The organism is Streptomyces sp. WAC04114, from assembly GCF_019733245.1.
Classification (GTDB): domain Bacteria; phylum Actinomycetota; class Actinomycetes; order Streptomycetales; family Streptomycetaceae; genus Streptomyces; species Streptomyces massasporeus_A.
The window spans coordinates 19,663-28,602 of the sequence record NZ_JAIGQA010000108.1 but is presented as its reverse complement, the minus strand read 5'-3'; the positions used below and the strand labels follow the sequence as shown (position 1 = coordinate 28,602).

The following is an 8,940-nucleotide window of genomic DNA, read 5'->3' as shown; positions in this document are numbered from 1 at the left end:
GGACCGCCCGGCGGTGTGCCGCTTGCTGGACAACCGCACGGCGAGGAACGTCCCGCCCGGCTCGCGCGCGACCACCAGCACCGGGCGGTCCTTGCCGCGGCCGTCGTTCTCCTCGTAGGGCACCCACGTCCAGACGATCTCCCCGGGGTCCGGGTCGCCGTCGTGCGCGGGGGAGTACTCCGTCCGCACCCGGCCCACCTCGCGCGGGTCGGCCTGGACGGTGGCGGAAGGGCCGTGACGGCCGGGGACGTTCTCGTCGGCAAACGTGCTCACGGGGGCACCTTAGAGGCTGCTCCCGTGAGCACGCCGCCCGGGTCACTTGTCGTCCACCGCACCTTCCGGGCATGCCCGTTGAGGGACGCGGAACCCTGCGGCGCCTGCCCGCCCCGGTCCATCGACGCGAGCAACTGGCGGGCGAGGCCCAGCCCTGTGCCGCCCATGGTCAGAAAGTGCTCGGCGCCACCCCGCACTCGGACGATCATCTCGCCGACCAGCCCGGGCCCGAGCGTTCCGGTCACCCGCCCCACGAGCCCGACCACCGACGCGTCCGCCATGAGGACAGCCCACGGTCGCTCAGGCGACGGCGGAACGCGCCGTGACCGGCGGCGACGGCCACTTCCCGTCCCAGCGCAGCTCCGCCTCCAACTGCGCGGCCACCTGCACGAGAAGCGGCTCGCTGTTCGCCGGGCCCAGCAACTGCGCACCGACCGGCAGTCCGTCCGGTGTGAAACCGGCGGGCACGTTGACGCCGGGCCAGCCCAGCACATTCCACGGCCAGGCGTACGGGCAGGCCGCGATCATCGCCCGGTCGGTGGCGAATCCGCTGAGTTCGAGCAGGGCGCCGATGCGCGGCGGGGGAGCGGCGGTCGTCGGCGCGAGGACGACGTCGTAGGAGGTGAAGAACCCGCCGATGCGCCGGTGCAGCACGGCTTCCGCGCGCCGGGCGGCCCGCAGCGGGGCACCGCCGAGCAGCCGGCCCAGCCGGGCCGCGTCCCGGGTGCGCCGGTCGAGCAGCGCCGGGAAGGGCGCCTCGCCCACACGCTCGGCGATCCCGGCCGTGGCGCGCGGCACGAAGGTCAGCCCGATCTGCCCGTACGGCGGGTCCGCCTCCTCCACGAAGTGGCCCAACGAGGTGAGCCGCTCGGCCAGTTCGACGACCCGGGTTCGCACCTCGGGCAGGAGCCGGGCGGGCACCGCCGTGAACGGCGGCTTGAGGGAGAGCGCGATGCGCAGCCGCCCGGGGTCGCGGCCGACGGCCCCGGACACGTCGAGGTGCGGGGGCTGGTGCGGGTCCTGTGCGTGGTTGCCGCTCGCCGCGTCCAGCAGCAGGGCCGCGTCGGCGACCGTGCGGGCCAGGGTGCCGTTGACGGTGATGCCCTGGAAGGACTCGCCGCGCGGCCAGGTCGAGATACGGCCGCGCTGCGGTTTGATGCCCACCAGATGTGTCCAGGCGGCCGGGATCCGCACCGAACCGGCACCGTCCGAGCCGAGTGCGGCGGGCACCAGACCGGCGGCGACCGCGGCGGCCGACCCTCCCGAGGAACCGCCGGGCGTGTGCTCCGTGCTCCACGGGTTGCGAGTGGCGCCGAAGGCCGGGCCCTCGGTGAAGGGCCACTGCCCGAACTCGCAGGTGTTCGTCTTGCCGATGATCACGGCCCCGGCCGCGCGCAGCCGCCGCACCGCCTCGCCGTCCTCGGCGACGGGCGGGAACTCCCCGCAGCAGCCGAACGCGGTCGGTTCACCGGCGACGTCCATGTCGTCCTTCACCGCGACGGGGACGCCGAGCAGCGGCTTGTGTGCGCGCCCGGAGGTCAGGTCCCGGCCGGAGGCCGCCGCCAGTTCCCGGTCCGCGGCATCGGCCTCGGCGAGCGCGGCCTCGGCCCGGACGATCCGGAAAGCGTTGAGGCTGCCCTGCGTCGCCTCGATCCGCGCCAGCGTCCGCTCCACCAGCGCCCGCGACGTCACCTCCCCCGCGGCCAGCGCACGGGCGGTCTCCGCCAGGCCCTCGGAACGGTCGAGCGTCATACGGGCACCTCCGGAAGCGGCTTCTCTACCGAACGGTAACGTCCGGTGGCCGGTGGCGGAATGGCATCGACAGGAGTGGAAGTTCACCATCGGCCGCATCCTCCTCACCGGGCTCATCGGCACCTGCTCAAACCATTGACGCACCTCTGCCCCGCCCTTACCTTTCGAGCCCCACCTCCCGATCGAGTAACCGAACCTTGTTCGGTATGTCGAATCCTGGTCCCCCAGGGAGAGCCGCCGTGACCCCACACCCCGCCGCCCCGTCCCGCCGCACCCTGCTGCGTGCCCTGGCCGCCGTGCCCGCCTCGGCGGTCCTGCTCGGGGAAGCCCCCGGGCTGCTCGGCAGCGCACTGGCCGCCGCACCCCCGAACGGCTCGGCCACCCGCTACACCATCGTGCCCTTCCTCAACAGCGACGACGGCACGGTAAACGTCTACCAGTCGGACGACGCCACCGACTTCAGCCTGCTGCGCTCCTCCGCGTACACACCGCCGGCGAACCGGATCCGCGACGCGAGCGTCATCAGACACACCGACGGCCACTACTACGTCACCTACACCACGCACACCTGGCAGGACCCCAGCACGACCATCGGCTTCGCCCGCAGCTCCGACCGTGTGAACTGGACGTTCCTGTACGACTACACCGTGCCGGTCGCGGGCCTGTCCCGCGCCTGGGCGCCCGAGTGGTTCGTCGACAGCGACGGCAGCGTGAACATCGTCGTGTCCTGCTCCACCACGGACCACGAGTGGATCTTCACGCCGTACCTGCTGAGGGCCACGAACTCGGCCCTCACGGCATGGAGTTCACCGGTCGCCCTGTCGGGCATCGGCGCCAACCACATCGACACGTACATCGTGAGGATCGGCTCGACGTACCACGCCTTCCCGAAGAACGAGACGACGAAGTACATCGAGTACGCCACCGCCGCGAACCTCGCGGGCCCCTACACGATCCGCCGGACGGGTGACTGGGCGGGCTGGGGCAGCTACCGCGAGGGCCCGGCGCTCGTACCACTCGACAACGGCGGCTGGCGGATATTCTTCGACGGCTACGGCGACGGAAACTACTACTACAGCGACAGCCACGACACCTTCGCCACCTGGACGGCACCGGCCGCACTGCCCGCGATCTCCGGCACGGCCCGGCACTTCACGGTGGTCAAGGAGACGGTCACGGGCGGGCCGAGCCTGGCCCGGAACATCACGCGCTCCTTCCGCTCGGCCAACTACACCACCCGCCACTGGCAGCAGCAGTCCTCGCTGCTCAACCTGCCCGTGGTCGGCACCTCCAGCACCACCGCCGAGAAGCGGGCCGCCACTTTCACGGTCGTCGCCGGCCTCGCCGACGGCAGCGGCTACTCCTTCCGGGACGCGGCCGGCAACTACCTGCGCCACTGGGACTTCCGTGCCCGCTTCGACGCCGAGAACGGCACGAGCGCCTTCGCGAAGGACGCCACGTTCTTCCTCCGCGCCGGAACGTCCTCGGACTCCGTCCGCTTCGAGTCGTACAACTATCCGGGGCACTACCTGCGCCACTACGCCTACCAGCTCCGAGTGGAGCGCTCCGACGGGACGGATCTGTTCCGCCAGGACAGCTCGTTCGTGCCGGTGACGGCCTGGGCCTGACGTGCACCCGCCCGGATTCTCCCAATTATGAGAGGCGTGTCCCACCGTAATCGGCGAAATGCAAGCATATTGCACATCCAGCATGCGCCTGAATTCAACATTTGACGCTTCACTGGAAGTCCAATGTCAACTTGCCTCGGCGCGCCGCTCGACCATCATGGAAATGAGCGGCCGTCCAATTCACATAAAGGGTCCAGGTGATTCAGGCGCCGCAGGAGTTCGAATTTGACGAATTTGATGGGGCACTTTCCGCAGGTGGTCACGCTCGGGACCGCACCGGCCACGGATGGCGATGGACTGCGGTCATCAAGACAGCCGCGGCCGGCCAGGCCCTCGCAATGGGCGTGCCGCTCTTCGTCTGACCACCGGCGCTGCGACCGAACGCCCCACCCGGGAAAGGCAGAGCTGGTGAGCGCCGCCGCCACGGACGGTTACCGCGGGCGGCGCCGAAGCACGCCGAGCCCGCCGAGGCCCCGCGGCCCTCCTGCGTCGTCTCGCCCACGAAGGGATGTGTGTCCGCATGGCCAGCCGAACCACGAACACGAAGAAGACCGCCTCCAGGACCCCGCGACCGAAGCCCGCGTCGAAGACGGCTTCGGCGAAGAATGGCTCACCCTCCGACGATGACCTCATGTCGTCGCTGCGGCAGTACATCCGCGTCCGGGGCCCGCACCTGCTGGAGGATCCGAACATCACCTCGGTGGGCGTCGGCCGCAAGGTCACCGGCGATCAGCCGGGCGGCGAAGTCGCGTTGCAGTTCACCGTGGCGACCAAGGCCGAGCCGGAGGTGCTGGAGTCCCTGGGCACTGAGCTCATCCCGGCCACCATCACCGTCGATGGCCACGAGGTGCCCACCGATGTCATCGAGCGCACTTACAAGCCCAGCTTCCGCATGGTCGCCGAGGTCGAGAGCCCGGTGCGCAAGAGCCGGCTGGATCCCATCCGGCCCGGGGCCAGCGTCGGAGCGGTGACGGTGACGGCCGGCACCATCGGCTGCATCGTGTTCGACCGGGCCGACGGCACACCGTACGTGCTCAGCAACTGGCATGTGCTGCACGGGCCGTTCGGCGAGCTGGGTGCCGAGGTCGTGCAGCCCGGCACACGGGACGACAATCGCATCGACCGCAACCGGCTGGGCGTGCTCAAGCGCTCCCACCTGGGTGTGGCCGGGGACTGCGCGGTGGCGACCGTCGAGGACCGCGCCTCCCTCCCGGAGGTCCTCGAACTGGACGTCGCCCCCCGCACCTTGGGCGAGCCCGAGCTCGACGACAAGGTGGTCAAGAGCGGCCGTTCCACCGGGGTCACCCACGGCATCGTCCGCCGTGTCGACACCATAGTGAAGATCAACTACGGCGGAGGAACGGGCCAGCGGACCATCGGGTGCTTCGAGATCGGCCCGGACCCCGACCATCCGTCGGCGGACGGTGAGGTCAGCAGCGGCGGTGACTCCGGCGCGGTGTGGCTCTTCAAGGAGGGCGACGACCGGGTGAGCTCGGTGCTCGCCGGGCTGCACTTCGCCGGCGAGGGTACCGGTGACCCGGACGAGCACGCCCTCGCCTGCCTGTCGACATCGGTGTTCGAGAAGCTCGACATCTCCCTCAGCCAGCCGGCGCCGGAGCAGCTGGAGATCATCGCCGGATACGACCCCGAATTCCTCGGCGAGCGGGTCGAGGCCCCGGAACTGGACACCGACCTCGCGCGGGACGCCGCCCTCCTGGACGGCTCGCCGGTCATCCCGTACACGCACTTCTCCCTCACCCTGAGCAAGAAGCGGCGCTTCCCGTTCTGGGTGGCCTGGAACGTCGACGGCGGCTCGCTGAAGAAGCTCAGCCGGAGCGGCATCCCCTTCGTCAAGGACCAGCGGCTGCCCGGCACGGCGCAGGTCGGCAACGAGCTGTACCAGGCCAACCGGCTCGACCGGGGGCACATCGCCCGCCGTGCGGACCTGCTGTGGGGAAGCCTGCCGGAGGCGCAGAAGGCCAACACCGACTCGTTCTTCTACACCAACATCACCCCGCAGATGGACGACTTCAACCAGAGTTCCAAGAACGGGGTGTGGGGCGCGCTGGAGGACGCCGTCTTCGCCGATGTCGAAGTCGACGACCTGAGAATCAGCGTCTTCGGCGGGCCGGTCTTCCGGGACGACGACCGGGTCTACCGGGGCGTGCGCGTACCCCGGGCGTTCTACAAGGTCATCGCATTCACCGAGAACGGCGAATTGAAGGCCAGAGCGTTTCTGCTCACGCAGAACCTGGACCAGCTCGAAGCGCTGGAACTGGACGAGTTCCGGGTCTTCCAGGTCACCCTCGGCGAGGTCGAGGACCGCACTCGGGTGCGCTTCCCCGCCTCCCTCCACAAGGGTGACACCCTGCATGTGCCCGAGTCTGTGGCGGACCGCCCGCCGCTGGAGACCACGGCCGACATCCAGTGGGGCTGAACCCACCCGCGTCCACACCAGATTCGTACGTCACGAAGGACTGGTGCACCACCATGACCCCACCGGTTCATGAGAACGCCCCCGCCTTTCTCCAGAACGCGGCGGAACCGGTACGTGACCACCTGCTCGGTGCGGCTTCCCTGCCCGCTTTCCGGCACGGCGCTGGTCAGTTGTCCTCGATCTCCTGGACCGGGCGGGCCGGCTCCTGCGGGGCCTGACTCCGCACGCCGTGACGATCACTGACGCCGCCGCCGACGACGGCGCGCTCCATCTGAAGCTCATGGCGGAGAACGTGGATCGCGTCGACGTCTACCTCGACCAGCGTCCTCGCGCCTCCGTCGACCTCATCGGCGGTCAGGCCGACCTGCTGGTCCCTGGCGCCGCCTCGGCACACACCGCCCACCTGGAGGGATTCGAGGTCGGCCGCCTCGTCGCGAGCACGACCAGAGATCTGCCGTAGCTCCTGAGAAGGGCCGGGGGGAAGTCCTGATCTTCCCGCCGGTGACGGCACGGGTGCAGGACCGGAACGGAGAGGCCGGGCCGCCACGGTCGCCCGTGGGGCCCGGCCGGAGGGGGGTCAGCGGGTGAAGGTGACCCGGTGCTCCTTCAGGGAGCCGCAGTTGGAGCCGTACACCTGCACGTAGGTGTTGGCGATGCCGCCGCCCCAGTCCACGCAGTGGCCCTTGCCGTAGACGTACGTCGGTCCGGCGTACGACGTGAACAGGCCCTCGTCGTAGTGGCTCTCCTCGGTGTCCGGGACGGAGATCCAGGCGGACATGTTCACGGCCTTGCCCGGGTTGTTGCGGATGGTCGTGACGCAGTTCTGGCCGTTGGAGGCGTTGTAGGTCAGGTAGACGGTCCCCAACGAGCCGATCTTCGCCGAGTTGACCGTCTTGTAGGCACTGCCGCAGACCTTCTGCGGGGTGGTGTTGGGCGCGGCCGACGCCGGCGACGCCAGGGCGGTCAGGGTCCCCACGGACAGTGCCGCCACGGCGGACGCGGCCAGGACGGAACGCGTGAATCGCATATTTCCCCCTTGCAACTCTTCGAGGTGGTTGCTCCTGCATGGTGTGACCCGCGGGTCATCCAAAGGGTTGTGCGTCAGTTCGCGGGAAAATCAGGGGAGTTGAGGGTCGTGCGGGCCCGGGTGCCGGTGCGCGGTGGCCGCGGGGGCCCGAGCGTTCCCAGGCTCCGGCCCCTTTACTCATGGGTCACTCATGGCACACGCGAGATCCAGAGGATCTGTGCAGGGGTGTCACACGGGCTGCACACCGTCCTTTCAAAGTCTCGTTAGCGTTACGGCTCGATCCCACGTGCGAACGTGACCAGGCGCGGCCGGCGAGCCGCCGGAACAGCCAGATCGGGAAAGCCACACATGGACTACTGCTCCTCGTGCCGTCGGCACCTCAACGGCGCCTTGGTCTGCCCGGGGTGCGGCGCCTACGCCCCGGACATCGACCCGTCCACCATCGCCCGTCGTGGCGGTCCGGCCCCCGCGCCCGCCGTTGCCCCCGGCGGACCGGCCGCCTGGGAGGCCCCGGCCCCCACAGGCGCCTGGCACCACGGGACGGTGTGGGACGAGACCCCGGCGCGCACGCCGGTGGGTCCTGGCTCCGGCTCGTCCGACGCGTACGACGTCCCGGACACCGGCACGGCCGAGGGCTTCGACGCCTCTGACACCGACACTGCCGAGGGCTTCGAAGCCCGGCCGCAGGGTCGGGCCGCCCGGCGCCGCCAGATGGCCCGCTGGAAGAAGAACCAGCGCCGGGCCGTGGTGGCGACGGCGGTCGCGCTCGTGGGAGGCGGTCTGACCGTCGCCGCGATGAACGGCAACGCTAAGCCCGGCGTGCAGGCGGCCGCGACGCCGGAGGACACCACCATGGGCGGCGCCGCGGGAGAGGCGCCGGCGTACGCCGAGCCGACGTCGAGGCGGAACGACACCCCGCGCTCCGCGGCCACCCCCACGAGTCCGTCGCACGCCGACCGCGCCTCGCGCCACGAGCGGACCCGGGCGGCCGACCCCCGCACGACGCCGGCGGACACCCCCACGGACGCGGTCGTCGCGCCCCGCGAGCTGCCGCTGACGACCGCGCCCCGCAAGACCGTCACCGACACCGGCGACACGGCCACCGGCACCGCCGGTTCATCCGCGTCGAAGGTCACCGAGCCGACGACAACGCCGGCCGCCGGGTCCGGCTCCGACGCACAGCAGCCGGACTCCCCCTCGACACCCGCGCCCGCGGCGACCACCCCGCCCGAGACGTCCCCCGCCGACTCCAAGCCGAAGGAACTCTGTCTGCTCGTCATCTGCCTCGGCTGACGGCACCTCCCACGACCGGGCGAACGCGGCCACCGACCCGACCGCCCACGCAACCGCCCACGCGGCCACCGCAAACCGGTGGCCGCGTGCCGTCGCCCCTCGTACCGTCGGCCCATGGCTGACGCATGCTTCCGGCATCCGCGGCTCGCCGCGGTGTACGACCAACTCGACCCCGACCGTCGCGACCTCGACCCGTACCTGCGCACGGCGGAGGACGCCGGGGCGCGGCAAGTCCTCGACATCGGCTGCGGGACAGGGGTGTTCGCGCTGCTGCCGGCCGGAACACCGGCCCGTCGCGCCTGGGAGGAGTGGAGGAGTGGAACCGCGAGGCCGCGTACGGCGTGACAGAGATTGCCGGTGTCGGCGCCGTCGAGTCCTGGGTCGACCTGCTCGACGTGAGCGGACCGCTGGTGACGTTCCGGTGGGCCGGGAGTTCGTGTTCGTCGCGCGGCGTCCGGAAAACCGCACGCTGAGGCGGCCCCGCCGACGACGCGGCACACGGAAGCCGACCGTACAATCCTCGCGACCAA

At 70.7% G+C, this 8,940-nt stretch carries 7 protein-coding genes and 2 pseudogenes; 5 read left to right on the top strand and 4 right to left on the bottom strand.

The features are described from left to right. From K4G64_RS25000 to K4G64_RS24990, 3 genes and pseudogenes are all read right to left on the bottom strand, one after another. Positions 1 to 273: pseudogene (locus K4G64_RS25000) on the bottom strand (type II toxin-antitoxin system PemK/MazF family toxin); the annotation flags it as partial. Next, positions 270 to 554 (bottom strand): hypothetical protein, encoded by a 285-nt coding sequence (locus tag K4G64_RS24995; protein ID WP_221758249.1) that lies wholly within the window; start codon positions 552 to 554, stop codon positions 270 to 272. The pseudogene K4G64_RS25000 and the gene K4G64_RS24995, both read right to left, overlap by 4 nt. Positions 555 to 573: 19 nt before the next feature. Continuing rightward, the gene (locus tag K4G64_RS24990) at positions 574 to 2,025 is read right to left on the bottom strand and encodes an amidase (protein ID WP_221758247.1); all 1,452 of its coding nucleotides are present in this window, start codon (positions 2,023 to 2,025) and stop codon (positions 574 to 576) included. 239 nt (positions 2,026 to 2,264) lie between these two features. On the opposite strand from K4G64_RS24990, the gene K4G64_RS24985 reads away from it, so the two are divergent. The 3 genes from K4G64_RS24985 (at position 2,265) to K4G64_RS24975 (ending at position 6,550) form a co-directional block, all read left to right on the top strand. After that, the gene (locus tag K4G64_RS24985; protein ID WP_308122483.1) at positions 2,265 to 3,653 is read left to right on the top strand and encodes a glycoside hydrolase family 43 protein; all 1,389 of its coding nucleotides are present in this window, start codon (positions 2,265 to 2,267) and stop codon (positions 3,651 to 3,653) included. A 631-nt stretch (positions 3,654 to 4,284) separates the two neighbouring features. Further along, positions 4,285 to 6,090 carry a DNA/RNA non-specific endonuclease gene (locus K4G64_RS24980; RefSeq protein ID WP_260460932.1) on the top strand — a complete coding sequence of 602 codons (1,806 nt, stop codon included), beginning with the start codon at positions 4,285 to 4,287 and terminating at the stop codon, positions 6,088 to 6,090. Positions 6,091 to 6,319: 229 nt separating this feature from the next. Then, the gene (locus K4G64_RS24975; protein ID WP_221758244.1) at positions 6,320 to 6,550 is read left to right on the top strand and encodes a hypothetical protein; all 231 of its coding nucleotides are present in this window, start codon (positions 6,320 to 6,322) and stop codon (positions 6,548 to 6,550) included. Positions 6,551 to 6,667: 117 nt separating this feature from the next. On the opposite strand, the gene K4G64_RS24970 is transcribed toward K4G64_RS24975, so the two are convergent. Further along, positions 6,668 to 7,117, bottom strand: coding sequence for a spore-associated protein (locus tag K4G64_RS24970; protein WP_221758243.1), 450 nt, complete (start codon positions 7,115 to 7,117; stop codon positions 6,668 to 6,670). Between the two features lie 348 nt (positions 7,118 to 7,465). On the opposite strand from K4G64_RS24970, the gene K4G64_RS24965 reads away from it, so the two are divergent. After that, positions 7,466 to 8,410: a hypothetical protein gene (locus tag K4G64_RS24965; RefSeq protein ID WP_221758242.1), complete on the top strand. Its 945-nt coding sequence runs from the start codon at positions 7,466 to 7,468 to the stop codon at positions 8,408 to 8,410. Between the two features lie 114 nt (positions 8,411 to 8,524). Further along, positions 8,525 to 8,835 (top strand): annotated as a pseudogene (locus K4G64_RS24960) (hypothetical protein); the annotation flags it as partial. Positions 8,836 to 8,940: the final 105 nt, after the last annotated feature.